The sequence below is a fragment of the Hymenobacter metallicola genome (assembly GCF_004745645.1).
GTDB lineage: Bacteria > Bacteroidota > Bacteroidia > Cytophagales > Hymenobacteraceae > Hymenobacter > Hymenobacter metallicola.
Genome location: NZ_SRMB01000001.1, coordinates 198612 through 220979, shown reverse-complemented (window position 1 = coordinate 220979; position 22368 = coordinate 198612). Strand labels below are relative to the sequence as shown.

The window sequence follows — 22368 nt, the reverse complement described above, 5'->3', positions numbered from 1 at the left end:
TGAAATCGAAAACTGAGCCGTTATTTCCTCCTCTTACTTCCAGGGTGTTGGTAAAGGTAGCAGAGCCATTATAGGCAATGCGCACCACAATGCCGTTGCTAGTACTCCCCCCCACCACTGAGTTATCTATTCCTCCGTTATTGTTCGTAGCATATGAGGCGAGCCGTAGGGAAAGATAATTTCCTGTTGTGGTAGGAAAAGTTACAGGTTCAAATGTTAGAGTAGCAGATTCGGATCCTCCACCCTTGTTGTTGACAACTCCGAAACCAGTGGTTCCCTCTGAGAAAACATTAGCCGTCAGAGGTGCAACGTTGTTATTATTTGCGGAGGTAGCCTGTGCCAGAGTACCCGTAAAAAGCCCTGAGTTAGCCGTTCCGGTACTTGTATACACCAATTGAGTTCTGGTACCAACCGGGTTGGTGTTGCCATTGAGTTCGAAGCTTTGTTGGAGGTACGATTGGCTCCATCCTAACAGAGGAGCGAAAAGTCCGGTAAGCAGAAGGCTTGTTGCAGGTAGTCGATTCATCGGCAGGTGTGTTAGAATGCTATTTTGAACCAGGTCAGCTTACTAGTAGGTTGAGTAGTTTCAGCGCGTCTTCTTATGCTCAACAGCTTGTTCACGTCCGCATGGATTAGCAATATATAAAAATATTGCCGCAAAGTACCAAAACTACCCGCACGAGTTCCGTAAGCTGCACAGTATAAGTAAAAAGGCAAGCATTCTTGGTAGAATGCTTGCCTTTTTTTATCCTATTGGCACAAATATTTACAATCGACTAACGCTTCACAAGCGTACGGGTTATGCGGCCTATTCCTTCACCGATATGAATCAGATACGTGCCTGGCGGCAGCCCACGCACATCCATCTGTCCAGCGCCATCAAGTATCGACTGAGTAACGAGCCGGCCCGTCAGGTCGGTGATTTGTACGTTTACCCCGCCAACAGACTGCGGCATTTGTATCTGGACCACATCCTCCACCGGGTTAGGATACAGTTGCACATCCACTATGGGCCGCACCGTAGCCACTGGGGAGAAGGCGGCCGTTCCGTCCAGGTCTACTTGGCGCAGGCGGTAATAGGCCAGTTGGGCGGTAGCCTGCTGATCCAGTGCTTCGTACTGCGTGCTTCGGGTGCTCTGCCCCTGCCCAGCAACGGTTGTCACTACCTCGAAGTCTTTTCCGTTTACACTACGCTGCACCTCAAAATGAGCACTGTTGCGCTCAGACGAAGTAGTCCAGCGTATAACGACGGCGGCTTTCTGCCGCTCAGCTGCAAAGCGCGTTAGCACGACAGGCAACACCACCGGGGAGCCAGGCGCGAAGGCTACACCGCGAAAGGCCTGGTTCGTAGCACTAGTGGCTAAAGAGGTGAGAGTAGAAGTGCGCGGGGCGGCGTTATAAGCCACATCGTCGAGAACGGTGTAGAGGGTGCTGGCATTGGTGGCAAAGAGCCGAATACCAGTAGCGTCGCGGGAGCCAGCCAAGCCCCGCAGGCCCGTGCCAGCCGTAATTGCCGCCCCATTCTGTACCCAGTTGCCATTAGCCAGCAGCGAGTACTTCCGGATACCGGAGTTGCCGTCGGCGACATATACCACATCGGGTCCGGCCACGGCATCTGTCAAATCGAAGAACACATAGCCGTAGGCATCCGCGGCGTTCAGCCCCGAAGCCAAAGTGGTTGACTGCCCACTGGCAGTGGGCATGCCCGTACCAACGCTGTTTACCCCAACGTTGCTGCCAGAGGCCGTGCTGACGTAGAGTTGGTCGAAATATATGGCAGCCAGGCGCGTGTTGGCAGGGGAAGAACTGACCTGGGTAGAGACTCCACTGCTGCCCAGCGCTACGTAACGGGTGCCGCCGGTAGCCGTATTGGCACCACTGCCCCCGCCGTTACCGGCCGTCCAGAAACCATTGCCATCCGTCGTTACTGCCGAGCGGATATCTCCACCCAAGTAGCCATCGGTAATCCGGGTCGAGGTGTTTACGGCGCCGTTGGCCGTAACCAAACCGACTACCCGCTCCACGCCGGCCGCACTGGCTACGCTGCTTGTGCCAGGGGCCGCATTGAAACCTGCCAGAGTGATAAACTGCCGGTTGGGCGACATCATTATCATACCGTTAGTGGTAGAAGAGCCGTTGGCGGTAAGCGCATAGTTGCTGCCGCTGGTACTGGTGGGCAGCGCGATACTGCGCACCAAGTCGCCGGCCGGTGTATACTCATCAATAAATACGGGAGCGGCGGCGGTGGTCAGCGCCGTGCTGCCATCCCCTACCCGCACCACGGCCAGATTACCCGGTCCGAAAGCCGTTGTCACCGGGGGCGGGGTTGCCTCGCCGGTTATGGTTACCGGAGCCGACAAAGCCCCGCTGGTATTGCTAATAGTGGCCGTGGTGGTACCCACAGCGGCCGGTGCCGTGAAGCGCACCCGGACTACCTGATTCACAGCGCCCGTATTGCTGGCCGTAAGCGTTGCGGCGGCGGCATAGCTAGCCCCCCCGTTGAGGGAGAAGTCCATGGCGGCGTTGTTGCTACTCAGCTCTACTGTCGCATTAGCAGGCAGGTTGCTACCCTGGAGCTGGTAGTCGCGAGTGGCCGACTGGTTTGTGGGAGCCGTTAGGGTCAGGGTGCTGGGGGTAGCGGTGAGGGTAGCAACCGGCGCGCTTACCGTAATTACGACTGGGTTGCTGGTCTGGCTACCACAGGCCGCAAAAGTGGATACGACGGTAACGTAGTAGGTTCCGGCGGCAGCGAAATTGGGCGTGTAGCTTACGCCGGTGGCGTTGGCAATAGCCGTTACAGGGCCATTGGCAACGGTAGAGTAATACCACTGGCGCGAAATTGCCGCGGGGGTTTCGGTAGCCGTAAGCGGGGCCCCATCCGTGTTAACGACCAGCGTTTGCGCGCCGCCCGGGGCCACCGACACCGTAGGGGAGTTGAGGATGGTAAGCGCTGCCGAGGCCGTGCCAGTTGTGCCGGGGTCATTGGCCACGACCCGCAGCTTATACCCGGTGCCGGTGGCCGTGCCGGCCGGAATCGTAATGCTCACCGCGACTGGGGCTCCGTTGGTTGCGTTGTCCGAAACAGTGCCGACTATTACGGGATTAGCAAAGGAGCCCGCGGCATCGGATAGCTGAACCAGGAAGTCGTTGGCAGTGGCAAAAGTGCCCGTTGGCGTAAACTCAGCGTTGAATGAGCTAGCCGTAGTGCTGCAAAAGCTGGTTCCGCTGAAGACAGGAGCACTAATAGCGGTACCGGTACCCGCAAAATCGGTGATGGTGATATCGTCAATGTTCAAGCGCGGATTGCTGCCTACTGTTCCGTCGGCATGCCGCACCCGCAGGCGGATGTTGCCGGCTATGTTTACAGTAAAGGAGGTGGCTGCCAGCGTGCTGCTTACCAGCGTCGCTGGTCCATTGTAGGCGGTAAACGTTGTCCCATTATCGGTGGAAATGTCCAGAGCATATGATGAGGGCGCATCCGAGCCGAAGGCAGCCCCATTGATGGTAACCGTACCGGCCCCGTTGGCCTTGTTGAAATTCATATAGACGCTTCCGCCGCGCAGGCGGGCCGCCTTGGTGCCGTTTTTCTTGTCATTAGCCAAATTACCCACAGCAGCTTCGTCGAAAGTCCAGCTACCTGTAGCAGTAGCCACCGTTCCGATACCATAGCCTGTTTTCGTTGGCGTCGTTACCTCAAAGTCTTCAAATAGTCCGGTTGGCGGGGCAGCAGTCGTGAAGGTCTGGTCGGTGGCGTAGGTCGTACCAAATTCGCTGCTGGCGTAGGCCGCCACATAATAGGTCGTAGCGGCGGTTAGTCCGGTCAGGTTGCTGGTAAAAGAGCCGGTCGTACCCGTTGCGCTTAGCTGACCTACGCCAGGGTTGCCAATGCGGGGAGCTGGGCTGGTGCCGTATACAACGCCGCGTCCAGTGATGGTCGCATTATTGCCAACGACTGTGCCGCCCGAGGTAGCGCTGGTAGTTGCAATAGATGCTACTGCAGCCGTTGTAACAGTTGGGGCAGCCGTCAGGGTGAAACTACCGGGGACGGTGTAGGAAGCAGTGCCATCAGAGGCAACTACTGCGTTGGCTCCAAGCGGGGTGCCGGCCGCTACGGTAGCTGTTACGGAGGAGGGGGCTGACGTTACTGCAGTTGCTGCTACTCCTCCTACGGTCACGCTGGTAATGGTGCTCAGGTTGTTACCCGCTATGGTAATCGTGGTACCGACGGGCCCCGAGCCCGGGGTGAAGCCACTGGCGACGGGCGGCGGAGCTGGAGTAGTTACGGCCAGTGTAACCGGCGTAGCCTGCAGATTCGGCACGGCGTCTTCGGCCACTACATACACCTCATACGATGTGCTGCCCGCCAAGCCACTGACTACGACTGTTGCGGCAGTGCCGGCAGTAGGGTTTGCGAAAGTACCTCGTACTACTGCCTGGGTCCCCGTAGCATCTTGTCCGGCTTTCACCTGGCCGGCCGAGGGAGCTGCGGCACCACTGGCAAGTACTACATAATAGGTAGCGCCAACTTCGTCAATCGTGGAAGACAACGTAAAGCCCGTGACCGTTACGTTCGAGCTGATTGGTGAGCCAGCGGCAAAAGCGGGCGGCGTGGTGTCTGCAACAGCCAGTGTGGCTACCTCTACTTTAACGACTGTGGTCTGGGTGTTTGGCGTCGGGGTCACATTGTCGGCCGCCACAAAATACACATCATAGTTAGTGCCGGCGGCCAGTCCTGTTACCGTACTGCTTCCTTCAGCCGTAGCTCCCGTGCTAATGGTTCCGCTGGCTAGGGCCGGGGCGCCTCCACTCTGCTGAGCCGCTTTTACTTCGGCTACCGTTGGAGCCGTTGCATTATCGGCCACGACTACAAAGTAGGTCGAACCTGCTTCACTGAGCTTGGTTACGGCGGCAAATCCACTAGTTGTAACGCTGTTGACAGCCGGGTAACCAGCAAGAAATGCAGGGGCCCCGGTGTCTGTACCTTTCAACTCAACATCATCGACCCGCATTGATCCAGCTGTCTTACGAAACCGAATCTTGAGTCCGTTGATTTGGGCTGCTACTGGTAGCTGTACTCCTGTGATAAGGCTCCAGCCAGCACCCGAATTGGTAGCCGGCAGACCGGTAACGGTTAAGGGCTGGTAAGCACTACCGTCCCAGTATTCAACCAGCAGCGTTCCAAAAGACGTACCGGACGCTGATTCCTTACGCACGGCAAAGCTTAGCGTCAGGCCGCTGAAGCCTCGAGCCTCAATGCCTTCAATAGCAAACCCCCGTTCGTTGGTAGTGGTGAAGAACACATTGGCGCCTCCGCTGGCACCGGAATAGGCTCCAGTTGAGGCAGATGATGAACGGATATCCGCTGGATTTGCAGCTCCACCATCGGTCATGGTGTACGCATCATTATCAAACCCGTTGTTTGACTCGTGCACGCTGATAGCCGTGTTACTGCCCACGGTACCCATAGTTTCCCGAAACAGCGTGCTCTGCCCCCAACCAGCCAATGGCGACAAAACCAACACCAAAAAAAGTGACCATAGCGCCAGGCGCCATGGTCGGAAATGAGTACTTGTTGTACGCATGCAGTAAAAAGCTTAGGGTCAGGGGATGAACGAGGCAATGTAGCCATTAAAGGTATAGCCTAAGCCGACTATTGTTTAATTAAGTCATTGTTAAGTAATAACGATACCTACACCAGAGGCACAAAAAAAAGGCCTCCCGTACGTGGGAGGCCTTTTTCAACTGAGTGGTTCTAGTTAGTCTTTGATCAGCTTGCGGCTCACTTTCGCCTCGCCTTCGCCAACTACGACAATGTAAGTACCTGCTTCCAGGTCCCGAACATTGAGTTCACCCTGGCTACCCAGGCGAGCTTCACGAATCAGACGACCGGTCAGGTCGGTGATGCGAACAGCCATGCCTTCAGTCGAGCCGGAGGGCAGTGCAATGGTTACAACATCACTGCCTTTGGTTGGGTTGGGATATACGCTTACGTCGGTCAGTTTCGCTTTTACAACTACTGCCTTCGAGTACGAAACCGTACCGTCGTTGTCGATTTGCTTCAGACGGTAGTAAGAAACGCCAGCCAGGGGCTTCGTATCTACAGCTTCGTAGCTAGTCCGGGTCGTGGCATTACCTGCACCTTCCTTATAGAGAACGGTCGTGAAATTCTTGGCATCAGCGCTGCGCTGTACTTCGAAGCCACGGTTGTTGTTTTCGCTAGCCGTAGCCCAGTTCAACACAACACTGTTATCACGCATCTTGGCCGTGAACGACACCAGCTCCACGGGTAGTGGGTTCTGGGGCTCGTTGTTCGGTACGCGGTAGTTTTCAGCGTTCAGTACACCGTCGTTGTTGAACTCGAAGGCGAAGAAGTAGTAAGTCAGGTTCGGGTCCAGGTTAGACACGGTGAAGTTATCCGAGGCAGCGCTGAACACAACGTACGTGTTGGTCGAGGCTTCGATAGCCGTGCCACTGCCAAACTGGTAAGCACCGTTCACTGTGGTACCAGGGTTGAAGTTCTGCTTATCGCGGGGGAACAGGCTAGCGGGCAACTGCTGGTAGGTGCTGCTGGCAATTACCAAACGGTTCTGTCCATAGCTAGTGCCGGCGGGTGGGTTCGACAGGTTGAAGGTAATCGTAGCCGAACTGCCGTTACGTACGATCGAAGCCGTCGACTGTACCGTAGGCTCAGTAGCAATCGAGAAGCCTGAAGTACGACCGAAGCCGCTGGTCAGAGCGAAGAAGTTACCGTTGAAGAAGCTAGCGTTGCTAAACTGCAACTCCTGAGCTGCATTACCAACCCGGGTTGGAGCGTAGCGCACCAGTACGTTGCGGGTGAAGTTACCCTCACCATCAGGCGTAATAGAAGCGCTTTTCACGTACGTCACACCGTTATCCAGCGAGAACTCAAACTGAGGAATCTGAGTGGGGTTACGGGTCGGGTCGTTAGCATCAGGCGGGAAACGCAGAGTAACGTCACCAGCCAGCAGGAAACCATCGAGGCGAACCGAGGTGGGCGACGACTGCGTGCCTTTTACGATGTTGTCGGGGAAGGCACCAATGCCACGGTCCAGACGGATCGTTGGTTCGCTGATACCGGTTACGGACACGTCGAAATCGGGAGCCGGAGCACTCGAGTTACGGATGTTGGCGCTAACAGTCACGGCATTTACGCCAGGCACGAAGCGTACATAAATAGGGCGCTGCGTTACGTTGCCCTGGCCGTCAGGCGTGAAGGACAGACGCGATACGAAGTTGACGTTATCGGCAGAAACCTGGAAATAGCCGGCGTTCGGGCCAATAGGCTCTACAATCAGCGGATCAATCAGGTTGGTGCCGGCTACCAGGTAAGACTGGGATACCGACTGCGTGGTAGGACGGGTAACGAAAGTAAATTCGTTGCCATTGGGGTTCGATACCGAGATATCCGAAATCGCGCCGCTGGTATTAGTAGCCGTTACCGATACCAAGGTTGGCTGCGCGCCCGTGCTGGTTACGTCGATCCGCTCATTGAAATTACCAGCTGCTACTAGAGCTACCAGACGTACTTCGATGATCTGAGAAGCAACCGTGCCATTAACCGGATTGATGGTCAGGGGAGCCGACGAGAAAGTACCACCGGCCGAAGCATTGCGAATCTGGATGTTGCTAATGCTAGGCGTCAATACAATGCCAGCCGTTAGGTCAGTGCCGCTTACCTCGAAGCTGCGGGTGCTTGTGCCACCGCTGCTAGTTACCGTGCCAAAGTTGATTGCGCCGGGGTTCACAGCCACAACCGGAGAGCCTGAGCTAGGAGTGCCTTCACCCGTTACGCGTACAAGCTGCGTTGTGGCGTTGGTAGATGCTACCGTGATGTCGCTAGCATACGTTTGTACTGCCGTGGGGCTGAAACGCACGTCGATTTGTGTGCTGGCTAACGAGCCATCAGCAGCGGGATTCAGAGTGATGGCACCAGTAGAGAAGAAGTTCGAACCGATACGAATCCGGAACCCGGTGGGAGGCGTGATAGTAACAGGACCTTGCAGGTTCTGGCCACTCACAGAGAAAGAACGGATTGCTGCGCTCGACGAACCAACGGTAACCTGGCCGAAATCAGCCAGCGTGCTCGGAGTAGCCGTTAGAATAGGAGTAGGCAGAACACCTGTACCCGACACACCAACATTTATAGTGGTAGCACCAGGGCTCGAAACCGTAACGTTGCTAACGTAGCCTTGGGCAGCCGTTGGCAAGAAGCGGATGTTAACCGTAGTAGAGCTAACCGTACCATTGACAGGGTTCAAGGTAACCGACGTGTCATAAGCACCATTTCCCACGCTTACTTGAAAGCCTGCGGGAGCTGTCACCGTGATGGGGCCCGTCAGGGAAGTTCCCGAAACAACGGTTGTTTGTGGAGCAGAGGCAGTATTGACCTCCTGGTTGCCAAAGCTACGCGAGGTTGGGTCTGCAGTTACGGTAGGGGTACCCGCGGCACGGGTGCCGGTAAGGGTGAAGCTAACCGTAGGCGCTTCATCTGAAGTAAAGTTCAGCGTGCGACTAACTACACTTCCGGCAGCACCTGCCGTCGGACGGAAGCGCGCATACACTGTAGTGTTGATATCACCATTGGCATCAGGGGCGAGGTCAAAGGCGCTACCGCTAAAGGTTACATTGTCACGGCTGATTTCGAAGCTCGTGCCACTGAGAGCTACCGTAACTGGCATCGTAAGACGGGAACCCGTAACCACGTACGACTTCGAACCGGACGCCGAACCAACTGCTACTGACCCAAAATTCTGGGGAGAGGCAGGATCCGAGGGAGTAACCGAAAACGTCTGGGCACGTCCCACAAAAGGCAAGGCCAATAACAGCAGAAGCAAAAACCGCAGGTGCGGCTTTCGTGCCCACTGTAAGGCACTCATGTAAGTGTTTTTCATAGTATGTTCAGGTAAAGGTTACGAAAGGAAGGTGAAAAGCAAACGGGTAAAGACTATGGTTTTAAACTCAACGTCATTACGGGAGAACCCAAGAAATAGATTACTAAATTTCACAGGTTCCATAGTATTTTTTAATGACAAAAGAGGATTGCTGCATTTTTTGAAGTTGTACATTCCGACCATAATTCGTGCCAAACATGGCCTATGTGAAAGTTGTTTACCATATTACACAAAAGCGTAACAAGTATTCAAATTTAACTTTATAGGTAAATTATAGTATTCCACTAAATATGCATTTAACATGATATTACCTCTGAACGCACAAAGTTGCATCATTTTTCGTACATCCGTAGCATGCATTGAGCACGAAAGTATAAGGCAAAGCATCAGAAAGTAGCGCTCAACCTTAGCTCTTGAGGCCGGGGTTATACAATTACTGAAGTAGTCTGGTTCGACCTAGACGACAATTTTATTCCTCTTAAAGTCTATTAGTTTGGCATGCAGCCTGATACAGCAAGATTAGAATTGTGATTCTTCGCAGTCTGATTTGTTTGCCAACGCCAAGCCCATGGCTCGACAGTGGCAACTGCTACTGCTGAACCATGGGCTTGGCGTTGACTTTCTTTTTAATCGAGTTCTATTTCCAATCCGGCAAAGTGGCGTTTTGAAATAAGCGGGTACGGTTGCGTCCATCAAGATCCATCACCCAGACTTCGGGGGGCGACTGATTATCGTTGCTCATATTAACAAAGATGACTTTTGCCCCATCGGGTGAAAAGCGGGGAAACAAATCATTGGTACCAGCGGGCTTACCGGTATTGGCCGTTGTGCCGGCCGGGGCGGCCGATAGGTCCACGAGCCCGGTGCCATCGGGTCGTTGCAGCAGGATGTGAGCATTAAGCTGACGACCACTCACGTTCTCGTAGCCATCTATATCGCGGCTGTATAAGATTGTGCGGCCATCAATACTATAAGAGGGAGAGTCGAGTCGCCCCGGCAGGTTGCCGACTAGCTGGGTCAGGCCGGTGCCATCGGCATTCATGGTGTAGATTTCAGCGTCGTAGATATTAGCTCCAACAGTCTGGACCAAGATACGGTTGCCTTGGGCAGTCCAATCACATTCGCGGAAGTGACGTCCGGCGGGAGCAGTGGCCAGGTGCGTCAGGCCAGTACCATCCCGGTTAATACGCCACAACTTGTCGTAGCTAGCATAAATGAGTTGGGAACCATCGGGCGACCAATGGAAAGCAACTCCAAAGTTGCTGTAGCCTTCCAGGGGCACCATATCCGGAGTTATTTGGCGCTGGTCGGAGCCGTCCCGATTCATGGTGTAGAGCTGATAGCGCCCCGTTGCATTGGAAGCATAAGCAATCCGGTTGCGAACAGGGCTAAGCTGCGGGGCCGTCTCAACAAAGGCCGAGTTGGTCAGCCGCAGTAGGTTTGCGCCCGTGTTGTCGCTCGAATAAATATCGGTATTCCCATCCACCTGACGGGCGTACAGGAAACGGTTGTCGGGCAAGGGGCCGGTTTGAAAACTCCAGACATCCCCTTTTACTGTTTCCCCGGCCTTGTCGCGCACGGTTACCTGCCAGAAATATATTGTATTGTACTTCAGGTCACTGATGGCCACGGCGGTGTCGCGGGCGTTAGTCAGCAACTGTCGGCGGTCGGTGGAATTGCTCTCAAACAGCACCACATCCGAACGCAGAGAATCGCCTTTGTCAGGATCCGTGACGCGCCAGCGCAACGTCAGGCGGGTTGCCTGGGCCGTAGCCCGGTCGGTGGGGGTCGGACTGCTGGGGGTGTTGGGACGACGATTGGAGCCAGTCGCTTTTTCCAGGGGAATCCGCACCTGGGTCAGATTACCCTCATCCACCTGCACATTGACATTCTCGGTCTTGAAATCGGTTTTGCGCACCGAAATGGCATACTTACCAATTAGTATATTCGGTAAATAAAATTTACCCTCCGTGTCGGTCGTAAACGAGGAAGTTGCCGGATTGGTCGTTACCACGGCATTTGCTAGCGGGGTATTGGTGCTGGCATCGAGCACCACCCCTTCTATAGAGCCGTACTGAACTGGCTCGACCGTATCGTCCTCACAAGCCAGCAGAGTCTGCCCTATTACTAACATGAGCAACAGGCGAGACAGCGCGCGTAGAGAAAAGAGCATATAAGATAAAAGGAAGGGCGGGAAAGGGTTACAACAGGGCGGATTATCTGAAAATGATCAGGCGGCTATCTAAGGGCGGTGCACAAGCGAGTCTTCTGCCACAACCCGGCCCTGCAGATCGAGCACCCGCAGGTTGATCTGGTAGAAATCGGTGGCGGCGACGCTCATGGTAGTTTGGGATAGATTGGCCGTTTGCTGCGGGGCTACCGTAAAGCGGCCCGATTGGGAATTACGAGAACTGCCAGCTTGCCCTCGTTTATTAGCAGATAACTCGTATTGCAGCGTCAACGGCTCATTGCCCGCATTCTGACAGTGCCCAATTACAGTGAGGCGACCAGCCTCCAGCTTCGATTCCAGGGTGGCACGACAAGGCGCCCCGTCCAATCCGGTTGCTCGCCCCTGCCCTAGCATGGCAAGGATAGGCCACATGGCCAAGAACCAATAGTGATTCATAGGTAAAGGTCTGAGAGTCTAACGAAAACGCAATAATTCAACCGCGGGGCGCGGGTAAAACACTCCGGTTAGCTGTTGCAACCGGAGTGTTCTTTTCCGGGTTATGGCATGGTTGAGGCCCGGCCTTGCTCGATAATGATGCGGATGCCGTTGCCCTTCATGGTGACTTCATAGCCAGGGGCCGTGCTGCCGCTTTCGCGCTGAACCAGGTTGTTGTTATTCCCCATTTGCTCAACGCTGTAGCGCCGGTCGTCTACGTTCAGCCGCTGATCCACCCGATTGCCGTTGCCTTTCTGCAGTATCTCCGACTCGGTATTATAGCCATTGATTTCGCTGCTGGCAACATTGTTGGCCCCGGCTTGGGAGATGATAGTGCGGCTACCGGCCCCGTTCTGCAAAATGGCGGCTAGGTTGCTAGTCCCATTCTGATTGATGCTGGCCGTGTTTCCTTGCCCAACGCCAATTATGCGCTGATCGATGCTGGCCTGGTTCTGGTTGCCGAGCTGTAGCAAGGCTGCCTGATTTTTTCCCAAGGCCGCCTGCTGCGTACTACCGGCGAGAGTTTCGGTTTCGAGTCGTTGTTCCAGGAGCTGGCCTGTGCTGATATCTTCAGGGTCCCGACTGGTTTGTGCCTGCGTGCGGTGAGCCCCCGTAAGAAGCCCCACGAGCACACCAATGGCAAGTACTCTTTTCATAGTTAAGAATGAAAAAGTAGAGTGAGAGATGATAAATAAGGTATTAGCTCTCTAAATGGCTCATGGAGCACTTCTAGCATCTGTATAAAAATAAGGTTATTTATTAATAATAAAATACAATAGGCAATATTTATTTCCAGCGCATTCCTCGCCTGCAACGACAAAGAGCATCTTACAAGCAGCTGCCTGTTAAGATGCCCTTTTTGTCATAGGTGAGCGGTAGCGCCGAGCTTATGGGTGGTTTTGCTTTACCACGCTGGTGTTGTTGTTTCCGGTTTGGGTCACGTCGCTGCTATTGCCGCTGGCTCCTTGCCAGGTGTCGGCTTGGTTGCCCACGCCGGTCTGAATCTGCCGGGCGAAATGGCCGTCTCCATCCTGGTCGATGTAGGCACGGTTGCCGATACCCCCGATGCTATTGCCTTGGGTTTGGATGGCGATGTTCAGATTGCCTTCCTGCTCGATGATGGCCCGTTGGTTGTCACCGTTCTGAGCCTGCGTGGCTTTGTTGGTATTACCGAGCTGGTTGATCGAAGCAGTAGTGCGGAAGCTGCCATCGAAGTTGCTGCCCTGCGTTTGGGTAGCTTCGTTGAAAGAGCCATTCTGAATAGCAGTAGCCCGGTTCTCAACCCCGCGCTGCTCTTGGCTGCTCTTGTTGTAATTACCCGTCTGCTCGATGAGGGCTTTGTTGTCGTTCGTGCCATAGCCCGAACTAGCGTCGCGCTGCACTTGGCGGGCATTGTTGAAGTCCCCGCCCGTTTGCGTCACCGTAGCCTCGTTGCGGGAACCATCACGCTGCTCCTGATACGAGATGCTCGTGCCGCCCAGCTGCGTGGCCGTAGCCTGGTTGCGCTGCCCAATCTGAAGTTGGGTTGCTTCATTGCCGTTGTCACTGGGAGTTCCGTCGCCCTGGGTCACAGTAGCCTGGTTGCGCGAGCCGGACTGTGACTGCGTCACGATATTGTCGTTGCCACGCTGAGTGGATACGGCCGTATTCAGGGTATTTCCGTAGCCAGCGGCAGCTCCTTGGCTCTGAGTCAGCTTGTTATTGTTGCCAAGCTGGGTGGCAGTGGCGGTGCTGAAGCTACCCGACTGCGTTACGTTCCCGGTGTTGCCACTGCCAGTCTGCGACAACGACTGGATGTTGCTTTGCGCTTGGGCTGCCCCAGTAACGAGCAGAGCAGCTGCTATAAGTGAAAGATTTTTCATGGAAGGAAGGATAAAACCAATTGAAACTGACCTTGTGTAAAAAGCAGATAGCACCTCCCACATCAGCTGATGGTAAGAAGGTGCTATCTGGACTTAGCTAGGAGTGGCAGATAGCTGCGCCCAGCTTATGGATGATTTTGCTTTACTACGCTGATGTTGCTGTTGCCGGTCTGGGTTACGTCGCTGCTGTTACCGCTCAGGCCCTGGTAAGTGTCAGCCTGGTTACCGATACCCAGCTGGGTCTGACGAGCGAAGTGGCCGCCGGCATCATCCTGGTCGATGTAGGCACGGTTGCCGGGCTGCACCAAGTCAGCACCGGCGCTCTGGTTCTGAATGGCGGTGCTACCGTTACCGGATTGCTCGATTGTGGCATTCTGATAGTCGTACTGCTGGGTTTGGGTAGCAGTGTTGCCATTGCCAATTTGCTCAATGGAGGCAACCGAGAACCAGCTTGCCGAAGGGTTAGTGCCTTGCGACTGCGAAGCGCTGTTGGAATTGCCTAGCTGATAAATAGTGGCTTTGTCCTGCAGACCGCGCTGATACTGCGTAGCGGTATTACCCGAGCCCAGTTGCGTAATGTAGCCCTGCTGGCTGCTTCCGAGCTGGGTCTGCGTGGCGGTATTGCCTTCGCTGGTGCTCTGGAAAACCTGTCCAATGTGGTCGTTGCCGCTCTGGGTCTGGGTCGAAACGTTTGCTCCGCTCAGCTGCTCCGCTCTGGCGCTGTTCCGGTCGCCGGTCTGAGTTTGCGTGGCGGTGTTACCATTATCCAGCGGAATCCCGTCGCCTTGCTTCACATAAGCAGCATTTGAGTTACCAACCTGGGTCTGAACCGACGTCTGGTTGTTACCCCGCTGGAGAGAGGTAGCCGAGTTAAGGGCACCACCCGACTGAGTTTGCGTCAGAGCGTTGCTATTACCCAGTTGGGTTCCAACGGCCGAGCTGCTACTACCCGATTGGGTAACGGTTACGGCGTTCGAGTTGCCTGTAGAAGTTGAAGACTGGGTGTTGTTTTGAGCATAAGCGCTACCGGCAACCAACAACGAGGCTGCGAAAAAAGAAATCTTTTTCATGAGTGGGATTAAACAAGGTTGAAGAAGGGGGTGCCTCAGCCGGCACGTAGCTAACATAGATTATTCCCTCCGGAGGAATAAGACAAATATATATTGAAAAAAGTAAATGTCAAGACCTGTTCAATAAAAATTGTTAAATATTTTATTGACTTATTTATATTAAATTCATCTAGTCTTCATAAATACAGAAAGCGCTATTCTTAGCGCTTTCTGGTTCAACTAGTTATAGCATCCTGGTAAGACTATGGTGTGCTAGGCTTGGAGAAGTTGGCACCACGGCCGAGGTAAAAAATCATACTAGCCTTGAGGCTCCAATACGAGTCGTTATACTTTCCAAGTTTGATATGATCTAGCTTATCAGTCATATAGTAGCGGTTATCGATACCAATGCCAATACCGAGGTGGTCAGTGGGCAGATATTCTACCCCAAGCCCCGTGGTAACATGACCAAGTACAGCCCGCATATCGGTTGACTTGTTACGGGAGGTGATGCCGGCCCCGGCCAGTATGTACGGAGTAAACCGGTCACGGGGGAAAAGCCTGTAGAGCCCGCTTAGCTCGGCGTAGTTGAAGGTTTCGCGGTAGAAGTCGCCAGCCCCTAATTGAAACCGGCCGATATTAACGGCCGCCGAAAGCTTGGCAGCCGGCTTGGGGGCATAGCGTATCGTCAGCTCTCCCCCACCCCGCAGCTGCGGCTTGCTGAAGTCGCCGCTGTAGCGAGCCGTAGCCGCGCTGAGGCCAATGCCAAGCGTGCCGCGCCGGTCGCGCTGCACCCGGCCCAACACATCGATATCCTGGTTTTCCCGCTTTTCCTGCTGATACGCTGCCATGCCGGCTCCAGTACGGTCGGCCTCATTCTGGGGCGACCACAGCCGCTCCTGAATCCCTTCGTACACCAAGGCTTCGACGGCCTTCTCAATAGCTTCCTTCACAGCCATTTCGGTTGGCTCGTTATAGGTAAAGCCCGTTTCGGTTTCGAGCAACCGTTTGAAGTCGACGAAGCGGAACAGGCTGGCATCGACCTGCTGCGACAAAATGGTTTTGGAAGTGTAGACCGTTTTCAGAATCTCGCCGGTGCTGGTACTTATAGCCCGCAGATACACAGTAACCCGGTCTTGGCGGTATTGCCCCGAAGCGCCGGCACCAAAATAGCGCAGTCCGGCCCCGCCGGTTATTACGTTGGCATCGTAGGAGATAATACCGCCTTCGAGAATAATGCCGGCAAACAGCAAGGACGGCAGCATGGGTTGGCGCTGGCCGGTTTGCTCCTGGTATTCAGCCCGACTAGAGCGGATAATTTTGCGTTCGTTTAACAGGTTGCCCAGGTTTTCGCGCTCAATGGGATTAAACCAGCGTGATTCCTCCAGGGCGCGCAGCAGGATACTGGTGCCTCCTTGCGTAATGGCCGTAGAAAAGCTGGAGCCGTTCTGGCTAGGTTTGTATTGCCCAGTTTGGTCGCGAAACTTGTACACAGCGGCTACAATTCGCTCCCGGGGCTGGGGCAAGCCGCGCAACTCCTGATTGCCGCGGATATCCGCTCCAAGGCGGGCCTTTTCGGCGGCGAAGGGCTGGTGAAAGTAAGGGGCGCAGCCCGCCACCCCGCCTACTGCCAGGCAGCCCAGCAGCAAACGACGACAACTAGCAAGAAACATGGGTGGGGAGGAACAGGATTAGAAATAAGGGATGGTAACCGTGGTCTGGTTGCCGGTATTCGAATCAGTTATCTGCACCGAAAATCCGCCGTTGGTCGGTACCACATTGATGCGGTAGGCTCCTACGGAGTAGCTCCCTTCCTGCAACCCCTGGCTCTGGCTACCAAGCTGATTGCCGATCAGGCGCTGCGCCAGCTGCCCCAGAATCTGCTGATTCAGGTTTTGCTCGAACTGTTTGAGCGGATCCTGCTGAAAGGGGTTGCTGGCATTCGACGTGGCGGGGTCAGCAATGGTGTTCTGGGCCTGGGCCGAGCTGAGCATCCAGGCGTAGTTGAAGGTATTGCCGCCGCCGAATGAAGGGTTCTTAGGCTCATACACAAAATCCTGGGCAGCCGCTTGGTGAGCACCCAGCAGCAATAAGAGGAGCAGTAGGGGCCAGCGAAGTAGAAATTGCTTCATATATGTTGGGGAGAAATACATGGCCGATTAGAAGACTTCGAGGGGGTGGCGCCCCCCTTGCTGCTCTAGATGTTTACTATCGTTGCGCAACTGCACCAAAAAGTTGGTCGCCACTTCAAAAGCGTAGGCCGCAGTTTCTTCAATAACTTCCGCCTTGGGCTGCAGGGGTAACTCTAGCAACTCATTCTCATTCACTTCCACCGAAATTAACGTGCTGGTACCCCGGGCTGGCTTTTCGTGAATAATAATGGTATAGTCGCCTACCTCCGCCGGCACCTCCCAGATGCTGTAAAAGGCATCATAGAAGTCGTGGCCTACTTTCGTAATGGTCTGGTCCATCACCAGGCCCTCTATTTCAGTGGGCCGGAAGCGGCGGCGCTGGTTGTTCACCTGGCTGCTGTCCTTGGTAGTGACTTTTAGCAACAATTGCAGAGCTTCTTCCAGCTTTTTGGCCGGTAAGGGCGCGGCCTCCGATTCCTTCTGCACTTGTGGTTTGCTGGCCGGAACTTGCTGAGCATAGCTAACGGAAGAAACGAACAGTAATAGCCAACAGCCCAGGCCCATCATCCAGGGGCGCCACCACAGTACCATCAAGGTTTGTGGCGTAGGAGGCACAACAGGGGTTACCTCAATTTTTGGTGTGGAGGCACGGTTGTCCATAGCTATAGAGCTGAGCGGAATGAAAGAAATGTAATAATGAGAACCACCGGCCCAGTTTGTGGCGGCCAGCTATTTTGCGGAATAAACTTAATTATTTAAAAGAATTATCCAAAGACTGAACGCCTTTATTTCGTAAAAATATTTAATGAAATTTTTATATAATATTACAATACGCCCTTAAGCGGCTCGCCCGCCTAGACGTAACTATGTATCTGTAAGCGGGTTGCTAAAAACAGCAAACTTGGCTAGCCATTGCCACCCTCGTTCAGTAATGCGGGGCACCCGGGCCGAACTCTCTACTTGGCGCTTGGCGTACAAAAGCTGGCCTACTATTCCAGAATATGGGGCACAAATTCGGACAGGTTGGTAATGACCCCGGATTCGCGCCGAAAGCTGATGGCACAGGCCTCCCCGGCCCAGAATACGCCGGCTTGGTACTGACGGCGCTGAGCATCCTGGGGCAGTTCGACCCAGCGCTGCCGCACCTGGGGCTGATGGGCAAAGTCGCCGGGCTGCTCCTGCACCAAGCGGCTACCGTCTACCTGAACCACGTTCTGTCCTTCCCGGCCCAGCAGAGGCTTACGGACGTAACGGCCCGTCAGGTCGTCCAGAGAAGCTTCCAGCAGCAGCGGGTGGTGCGGATACACCTGCCAGAGCCAGGCCAGCAGCCCTTTACTTTGGAATAATAAGGTATAGGCGGGGTTGGCAATAATAAGGTCACGGCTTTGCAGTAGCTGGCAGAGGTCGGCCGTCAGCTCGGGTTCGTCTTCGGCCAGAATTTCCCAGGGCACAAGTTTGAACAGAAAGCCAAACCGCACCCACTCACCCGGCTTCACTTCCGCCCAGGCGCCGCGCTCCTCGCCCGCCACGGATACCTGCATAGCATCAACCGGGCACACGTGTACCTGGCGGAAGCCCGCGGCCCGGGCGGCTTCGGCCAGCACCACACAATTGGCCTCATCTTCGGCGCTGTCGGGCAAATACACCAGCAGCAAGGAGTTGTCCAGGTCAGCGTTAAGCCCCAGCCAGTGGCGGAATTGGGCCTCCAGCCCTTCAAACAACCCATTGGCCTGACGCTCATCATCGTCTTGCTGGGCGGCCACCAGGCTAGCCCATTGCACGACGGCCGTTTCGGGAATACTGGTAGCCGTATCGGCGTTGAACTCAATCAGCTTGGGGCCATCGGGCGTGCTGGCCAGGTCGAAGCGGCCATAGAGGTGCCAGTGCCGGTCGTCGTTCCAGGAGTGGCGCACGGCAGCCCACAGGTTTGGGGGAATAGCCAGCAGTTGCAACAGATCCTCGGGCACGGCGTCGGGAATAGCCCGCACCATCATATCATAGAGGGTGTCGGCGGCGGCCAGCAGCGCATCGGCTTCGGCCTCGGGCAGCAGCACGGCTTCCCGGGCCACGTAGTTTTCGCAGGCTTCTTCCACGGCCCAGTCCCAGCCCAGGGCACGCACGGCCGGCCCGACGTTACCGGGCAGGGGCAACAGCTGAATCATTTCCATACCCATTACGCTACATTACCCACCAAATCCGCCCCGGAAACCCCCGCGGCTCCCAAACCCTGAGCTACGCGCATTACGCGGGCCCGAGCTGCGTACCGCCGAGCGGTAGGCCGAAGTGCTGGGCCGAATGCCGGAAGCAACCCCAGCGGCGCCGGCCGCAGTGCTGGTAAAGCCCCGCCCAAAAAAGCCCCGCCCCTGCCGTCGTTCCTGTTCTACCCGCTGCCGCCATCCGCCATTGCCTTGCATAATGCCAGGGTTGGCGTAATACCCGGGGTTGGGCGTCAGGAAGCGGCCCGCCATGTAGCCAATGCCACTCCACATCAACACATCCATCATGCTGGTGCCGCCCACCCGGTTTTCGGGGTACTGGCGGCTATAATCCTGCATTTGCCGCTGCAGAGCCGCGCCCTGCAGGGTATCGATTTTGCCATCGTAATGACGCATAATGGCGGCCACTTCTTCTTTGCCAGCCGGCCGCTCAGCCGTAATTTTCCACTGGCCGGGCGAGGTTTCGGTCATTTCGGTAACGACACCCTCCGAGTAGCTGCCCTCATTGCCGCTGCCCCACTCGGCCTGGGCCCCGGCGTTGTCGGAGCCCGAATCGGAGGAGCAGGCGGGTACAGCTAAGCCAAAGCTGGCGGCGGCGGCGGCCAGCAGCACGTTGCGGCGCCAGTCGCCGAGACGGTAATAGTTCTTTTTCATGGCGGCGGGAGAGGTCTGGAACGAGTTGAACAGGAATGGTGGCAAGAACCGGCAATATAAAAGTCCTCTGGCAGAGTATACGGGTTGCACCCGGAAACGGCAGCCGCTGCAGCTGTGCTGATCAGACCAGGAAGACCGTATGGCTGCTGGCTCCGTGGCAAGTCCCTCGCCGTTTATTGCAAGGCATGCAGCAAGGCGGCCCGGGCGTAGGCATCGGCTTGGCGGGTCGTTTCTGGTTGGCGCACGGCCTCACTCATGGCCAGCACCAACCCGGCCGCCGTGGGTAACGCAACGCGGTGCCCGACGGATACAAAGAGCGGGTTGATGCCGGGCTGGGTACGCACCACCAGCCCCAGCACCTCGCCGGTGGCTTCGTCGGTAAGCGGCGCCGTGGAGCCCCGCCCCGCGGCCAGGTTTTCATATTGGCCCGTTAGCCGGGTTTTCCCGCACCCAATGGTAGGAATATCCAGTTCCACCCCGATATGGCAGGCTAAGCCAAACCGGCGCGGGTGGGCCAGGCCGTGCCCGTCACAGATCAGCACGTCGGGTTGTTGGTGCAGCTTCCCGTAAGCGGCCAGCAGTGGCGGCATCTCCCGAAAGGAAAACAACCCCGGAACGTAGGGAAACGATACTGGCATGACGTGGGTAGCTACTTCCACCACCGCCTTCGTATCGGCATCGAGCAGCACGATGGCACCGGCAATGAGCTCCGTATGCGGGTTGTACTCGACATCGGCGCCGGCGACAAGGCGTATTGGCCGGGGGAAGGCGTCGTGCTGGATTACCCGCTGGCGTAGGGTTTGCTGCAAGGCTACCGCCTCCGGCTCGGTTAGCATACAATTAATCAATTGATTAGCAAGCGACTAGCATAGCTCAGACCCACCCCTAAAGATGCTCGCGCATTTCCGCCAGGTTATACCGGATACGCTCATCCTGCCCCAACAGCTGCTCAAACTGGGTTACCTGAGCCAAGGCATACGCAGTGTCGTATTTGGCCAAGACGGGCAACAACTGACTGGCCTGGTAGTAGCGCTTGTGCTCCAGAGCCAACTGCACCGCTTGCTTTATAGCCGGCAGCAAGGCCGAAGCATCTAGGCGCAGCAACGTAGCCTTTAGCCTGCTTTCGAAGTAGCACTCCCCGTACAGCGCCAGAATCCGCCCTAGAATCAGCAGGATCTGGTGCTGGTCGTACTCCGACAGAACGGCGATTCCCAGGGCCTCGGCAATTACATCGTAGACGTTGTCCTCACCCGACAACCGGTGCGGCTCCAGTTCCACCAATTTGTCGATTCGGGTGTCGACCAACTGCCCCAGATACTCAACCCCTGCCTCAACGCCCCAGGCGGCCAGTACCAAGCCGCACTGGTAGGCCAGATACACATCATCACTGGCCAGTAAGGAGGTCAGCTCCGGGATGCGCGCCGTCGGAACAGGATCCAGCAGCTGCACTTCATCGAGGCCGATGACCTCGCCGGCTTCATCGGTGTAGAGCGCCTGGTAGATGTGAGGAGGATATTCAGCTGGCTTAGCCATGTATTAGGGCTTCTTCTTGGTTACTTTCACATACTTGGCGGGCACCGTGCCTTTCACCAACACTTCTTTGTCGCGCGTGGCATTGGCAATGTCGCCTTGTGCCCGCTCGAGGCTCAGCTTATTCTTGGGCGTGGGGTTCTGGTCGTACTTAGCCTGGGCTTCCACCCGCTTGGCTTCCAGCTGCCCCACTACCGCATCATTCTTGATGATTTCCACGTCCTTGACCTTGCCGCTCTGAATGTCGCGCTCCAGGTCCTTGGCGTTTATACGAATCTCGTGCTCCCCGTACGCTTTACCGGTGTTGCGCTCCGCCGAGGTCGACGTGTACGGGCTGTCGCTTTTGCGCGGCTCCGACCCACGGACGTGGTCCTGAATGGTGGCCTTGCCATTGGGGTTGGCCGGCCGGAGGTTTCCGTCGGCGTCTACGTGGGATTTCACGCGGTCCGCGGTTTTGCCCTGACTCGAGTACGGGAAGTTATCCTCCCGGTACAAGTACTTCCCTGGCACCGGCCGGGTCGCGACGCTGATGCCCTTGGCCGTAAGGCCCCCGGCCAGGATGCCGGCTCCGGCCCCGACCAGCACCAGGCCGTTTTCGCGGCTGGGATTGTGGTAGTACGCTTTACCCAGAAATCCTAAGCTGGCCACGCTGGCCCCAGCGGCACCCAGCGCCAGGGCCCCCGCTACCACGCCGGCTCCACTGGCTACGGCTATACCGCCCAGGGCCCCGAAAGCGGCCCCCTGGAAAAAGCCGCTGATGGCTCCTTCGGTGCCCCCGCTAATCCCCCCGGCCACGGCCCCGCCTACGCCACCTACCGCGGCGCCGGTTGCCGCGGCAGCTCCCAGCACCGCCAGGGCCGCCCCGCCCGTCCCGACGATAATAGCGGCCGTACCTACTACGGCGGCGGCTACCAGCAGGCCCTTGCCCACATTACCCCAGAAATTAGCATCTTCCTTAGCCTCCTGCTCGGCGGCGGCATTGTCGGCGGCCTGCTGCTGAGCGGCTCCGGCGGCCAGCGCCGCCTGCTGGCTAAAGAAGATTTTGATGGTACCGCCCACCGTACACCGGCAGGTCGAGGTGTCGAGCAGGGGTTTTTGGCCCAGTACGCTGACGTTGTCCATCACATTTTCCCACAGCACCGTCAGGGGTGCGCAGGGCGTGCGGGTTATCAGGCAAACTCCAAAGCTGGGAATATTGACCAAAGGCACGGCATCGAGCTGAGCCGCCCAGTCTTTGCCGTAGAGCTTCACATTCTTGGGCAATATGGTCAGGGCGCCCGGGGCCGGGCCCTTGTCACAGAGCAGCCACACGCCACTGGTGATGTACTTGTCGCCGGTGCTTGCCATG

At 56.1% G+C, this 22368-nt stretch carries 15 protein-coding genes; all 15 read right to left on the bottom strand.

Translation table 11 applies throughout. The features are described 5' to 3' along the window. Positions 1–776 precede the first annotated feature (776 nt). The 15 genes from E5K02_RS00985 to E5K02_RS00920 all read right to left on the bottom strand — a co-directional run bounded on the left by E5K02_RS00985 (position 777) and on the right by E5K02_RS00920 (position 22367). A complete protein-coding gene (locus E5K02_RS00985) occupies positions 777–5513 on the bottom strand; it encodes a T9SS type A sorting domain-containing protein (RefSeq protein WP_167856234.1) in 4737 nt (1578 codons plus the stop codon). Positions 5514–5756: 243 nt separating this feature from the next. After that, positions 5757–8039, bottom strand: a complete 2283-nt coding sequence (locus E5K02_RS00980) for a T9SS type A sorting domain-containing protein (protein ID WP_167856233.1) — start codon at positions 8037–8039, stop codon at positions 5757–5759. Between the two features lie 1510 nt (positions 8040–9549). After that, complete coding sequence (locus E5K02_RS00975; protein ID WP_135391441.1) at positions 9550–11085, bottom strand: carboxypeptidase regulatory-like domain-containing protein; 1536 nt, start codon at positions 11083–11085, stop codon at positions 9550–9552. A 69-nt stretch (positions 11086–11154) separates the two neighbouring features. Further along, the gene (csgH, locus tag E5K02_RS26015) at positions 11155–11496 is read right to left on the bottom strand and encodes a curli-like amyloid fiber formation chaperone CsgH (RefSeq protein WP_262709843.1); all 342 of its coding nucleotides are present in this window, start codon (positions 11494–11496) and stop codon (positions 11155–11157) included. Between the two features lie 143 nt (positions 11497–11639). Next, positions 11640–12233: a hypothetical protein gene (locus E5K02_RS00970; protein WP_135391440.1), complete on the bottom strand. Its 594-nt coding sequence runs from the start codon at positions 12231–12233 to the stop codon at positions 11640–11642. Between the two features lie 231 nt (positions 12234–12464). After that, positions 12465–13439 (bottom strand): hypothetical protein, encoded by a 975-nt coding sequence (locus E5K02_RS00965; protein ID WP_135391439.1) that lies wholly within the window; start codon positions 13437–13439, stop codon positions 12465–12467. A 125-nt stretch (positions 13440–13564) separates the two neighbouring features. Next, a complete protein-coding gene (locus tag E5K02_RS00960; RefSeq protein ID WP_135391438.1) occupies positions 13565–14509 on the bottom strand; it encodes a hypothetical protein in 945 nt (314 codons plus the stop codon). Positions 14510–14751: 242 nt separating this feature from the next. Then, on the bottom strand, positions 14752–16161 hold the full coding sequence (locus E5K02_RS00955; protein WP_135391437.1) for a CsgG/HfaB family protein: 1410 nt from the start codon (positions 16159–16161) through the stop codon (positions 14752–14754). An 18-nt stretch (positions 16162–16179) separates the two neighbouring features. Next, entirely contained in the window at positions 16180–16620 is a 441-nt protein-coding gene (locus tag E5K02_RS00950) for a curli assembly protein CsgF (protein ID WP_167856232.1), read from the bottom strand. Positions 16621–16647: 27 nt separating this feature from the next. Further along, entirely contained in the window at positions 16648–17235 is a 588-nt protein-coding gene (locus tag E5K02_RS00945; protein WP_167856231.1) for a CsgE family curli-type amyloid fiber assembly protein, read from the bottom strand. 374 nt (positions 17236–17609) lie between these two features. After that, a complete protein-coding gene (locus tag E5K02_RS00940) occupies positions 17610–18788 on the bottom strand; it encodes a glutathionylspermidine synthase family protein (protein WP_240737098.1) in 1179 nt (392 codons plus the stop codon). 15 nt (positions 18789–18803) lie between these two features. Continuing rightward, complete coding sequence (locus E5K02_RS00935; RefSeq protein WP_135391434.1) at positions 18804–19535, bottom strand: hypothetical protein; 732 nt, start codon at positions 19533–19535, stop codon at positions 18804–18806. Between the two features lie 128 nt (positions 19536–19663). Beyond that, the gene (gene nfi / locus E5K02_RS00930) at positions 19664–20326 is read right to left on the bottom strand and encodes a deoxyribonuclease V (protein ID WP_135391433.1); all 663 of its coding nucleotides are present in this window, start codon (positions 20324–20326) and stop codon (positions 19664–19666) included. 49 nt (positions 20327–20375) lie between these two features. Then, positions 20376–21023: a hypothetical protein gene (locus E5K02_RS00925; protein WP_135391432.1), complete on the bottom strand. Its 648-nt coding sequence runs from the start codon at positions 21021–21023 to the stop codon at positions 20376–20378. Between the two features lie 3 nt (positions 21024–21026). After that, positions 21027–22367 (bottom strand): DUF4280 domain-containing protein, encoded by a 1341-nt coding sequence (locus tag E5K02_RS00920; RefSeq protein WP_135391431.1) that lies wholly within the window; start codon positions 22365–22367, stop codon positions 21027–21029. Position 22368 lies beyond the last annotated feature (1 nt).

Excerpts from the sequence above, each read along its gene's own strand:
- E5K02_RS00975 (WP_135391441.1), bottom strand. The coding sequence starts at position 11,085 with ATGCTCTTTTCTCTACGCGCGCTGTCTCGCCTGTTGCTCATGTTAGTA.
- csgH (WP_262709843.1), bottom strand. The coding sequence starts at position 11,496 with ATGCTAGGGCAGGGGCGAGCAACCGGATTGGACGGGGCGCCTTGTCGT.
- E5K02_RS00970 (WP_135391440.1), bottom strand. The coding sequence starts at position 12,233 with ATGAAAAGAGTACTTGCCATTGGTGTGCTCGTGGGGCTTCTTACGGGG.
- E5K02_RS00965 (WP_135391439.1), bottom strand. The coding sequence starts at position 13,439 with ATGAAAAATCTTTCACTTATAGCAGCTGCTCTGCTCGTTACTGGGGCA.
- E5K02_RS00960 (WP_135391438.1), bottom strand. The coding sequence starts at position 14,509 with ATGAAAAAGATTTCTTTTTTCGCAGCCTCGTTGTTGGTTGCCGGTAGC.
- E5K02_RS00955 (WP_135391437.1), bottom strand. The coding sequence starts at position 16,161 with ATGTTTCTTGCTAGTTGTCGTCGTTTGCTGCTGGGCTGCCTGGCAGTA.
- E5K02_RS00950 (WP_167856232.1), bottom strand. The coding sequence starts at position 16,620 with ATGAAGCAATTTCTACTTCGCTGGCCCCTACTGCTCCTCTTATTGCTG.
- E5K02_RS00940 (WP_240737098.1), bottom strand. The coding sequence starts at position 18,788 with ATGGAAATGATTCAGCTGTTGCCCCTGCCCGGTAACGTCGGGCCGGCC.
- nfi (WP_135391433.1), bottom strand. The coding sequence starts at position 20,326 with ATGCTAACCGAGCCGGAGGCGGTAGCCTTGCAGCAAACCCTACGCCAG.
- E5K02_RS00925 (WP_135391432.1), bottom strand. The coding sequence starts at position 21,023 with ATGGCTAAGCCAGCTGAATATCCTCCTCACATCTACCAGGCGCTCTAC.
- E5K02_RS00920 (WP_135391431.1), bottom strand. The coding sequence starts at position 22,367 with ATGGCAAGCACCGGCGACAAGTACATCACCAGTGGCGTGTGGCTGCTC.